Raw genomic sequence first — 1810 nt, 5'->3', positions numbered from 1 at the left:
AGGCCGTCGGGGATGAGGTACGGCGTGATGTTGAACCCGTGCACCGCCCCGTGCCGGGCGAAGCGGGTGAACTTGTCGGCCAGGCTGGTCGGCGTCCCGACGTGGCCGCGCTGCGGTCCGAGCGCGATCACCGTTTCCCGCAGGGACCAGCGGTTGGCCTCGGCCTGTTCACGCCACCGTTCGACGACGGCGCGCGGGTCGGCGATCCGGCGGGACCCGAACGCCCCGCTGTTCTCGACGACGACCGGGTCCTCGACCGGCAGCGGCCCGTCGGCGTCGCGGTCGGACAGGTCGAAGCCCCAGGTCAGGCTGGCGATGTTCAGAGCGGTGGCCGGCGTGACCTGCTCCAGCCGAATCCACCGGGCCTTCTCCCTGGCCTCCTCCTCGGTGGCCCCGATGATGATCTCGGTGCCGGGCAGGATGCGCAGGTCGTCCTCCGGACGGCCGGCCGCGCGCAGCCGGCGGCGGATGTCGTCGGCGAAGGCCAGCGCGTCGTCGAAGTCGTTGCCGTGCGCGGAGAAGATGACGTCGGCGTTGCGGGCGGCGAAGTCCCGGCCCTCGGCGGAGTCGCCGGCCTGGAAGATCACCGGGTGGCCCTGGGCGCTGCGGGGCAGCGTCGGCACGAGGTCGATGTCGAACTGGCTGCTGCGCTGCCGAACCCGGGCCACGCCACCGCGCGTCGACCACGACTCGGCGTCGACGGCCGCGGCCACGGCGTCGTCGGACCAGCCGTCCCAGATGGCCCGGGCGGCGGTGAGGAACTCCTCGGCGCGGCGGTAGCGGTCGGCGTGGTCGAGGTAGCCGCCGCGGCGGAAATTCTCGCCCGTCCAGGCGTTGTCCGTGGTCACCACGTTCCAGCCGGCGCGGCCCTGGGACAGCAGATCCAGCCCGGACAGGCGGCGGGCCAGGTCGGCCGGCTCGTTGAAGGTGGTGTTGGAGGTGCTGACCAGCCCGATCCGGTCGGTCACGGCGGCGAGTGCGGCCAGTTGGGTGATCGCGTCCGGCCGGCCGGCCACGTCCAGATCGTGGATCAGGCCGTCCACCTCGCGTAGCCGCAGGCCCTCGCCGAGGAAGAACGCGTCGAACAGGCCGCGCTCCGCGGTCTGGGCCACCCGGCGGAACGAGGCGGGGTCGATCTGGGATCCGCTCTGCGGGGCGGACCAGATCGTCCAGTGGTTGACGCCCTGGAAGAACACGCCGAAGTGCAGCGTCGCGTCGGGGTACGGAACGTCCTCGTCGGTCATGCGGTCTCCTGGAAGCGACTGGCCGGCCTCGGCAGGCCGAGGGTGGTGCGCAGCGACGCGCCGGGAACCGGGCGCGCGGCGACCCGACGGCGCAGCAGCGCCGGCACGACGAGCCGCGACAGCACGCCCAGGTCCTCGTCCAGCACCAAGGGATGCAGCCGCACGCCGTCGACGGCGCCGGCCAGGTCGGTGAGGAGCCGGACGAGGCCGTCCGCCGAGCCGGCGTGGCGGATCCGCCCCCGCTCCGGCCACGGCCCGAGATCGGCGATCCGCTGCACGGCAGTCGCCCGCGGGGTGTCCAGCGCGACCTCGATCTCCGTGAACGTGAGCGGCGTGACGGCCCGAGCTGTGCCGTCGGTCAGGGTGACGTCGACAAGTTCGACGGGCAGGAGACCCTCCGGTGCGAATACCACGAGCTGGCCCTGCGGCGGCCGGGGCACGATCGCCGGCCCCTTCACCGAGAACGTCTCACCGACGAAGTCGATGTAGTGCAGGCGGTCGCGGTCCAGGTAGCGGCTGGTGGCGACGTCGCGGATGACCGCGTCGTCCTCCCACGAGTCCCACAG

At 73.0% G+C, this 1810-nt stretch carries 1 protein-coding gene and 1 pseudogene; both read right to left on the bottom strand.

Annotated elements, in window-relative coordinates:
• Positions 1-1244: NtaA/DmoA family FMN-dependent monooxygenase (locus BCF44_RS54580; RefSeq protein WP_116182484.1), on the bottom strand; the 1244-nt coding region annotated here is incomplete at its 3' end.
• A pseudogene (locus BCF44_RS54575) lies at positions 1241-1810 on the bottom strand (LLM class flavin-dependent oxidoreductase); the annotation flags it as partial. The pseudogene BCF44_RS54575 and the gene BCF44_RS54580, both read right to left, overlap by 4 nt.

This window comes from Kutzneria buriramensis (genome assembly GCF_003387475.1).
GTDB lineage: Bacteria > Actinomycetota > Actinomycetes > Mycobacteriales > Pseudonocardiaceae > Kutzneria > Kutzneria buriramensis.
This window is presented reverse-complemented; position numbering and strand designations above follow the sequence as displayed.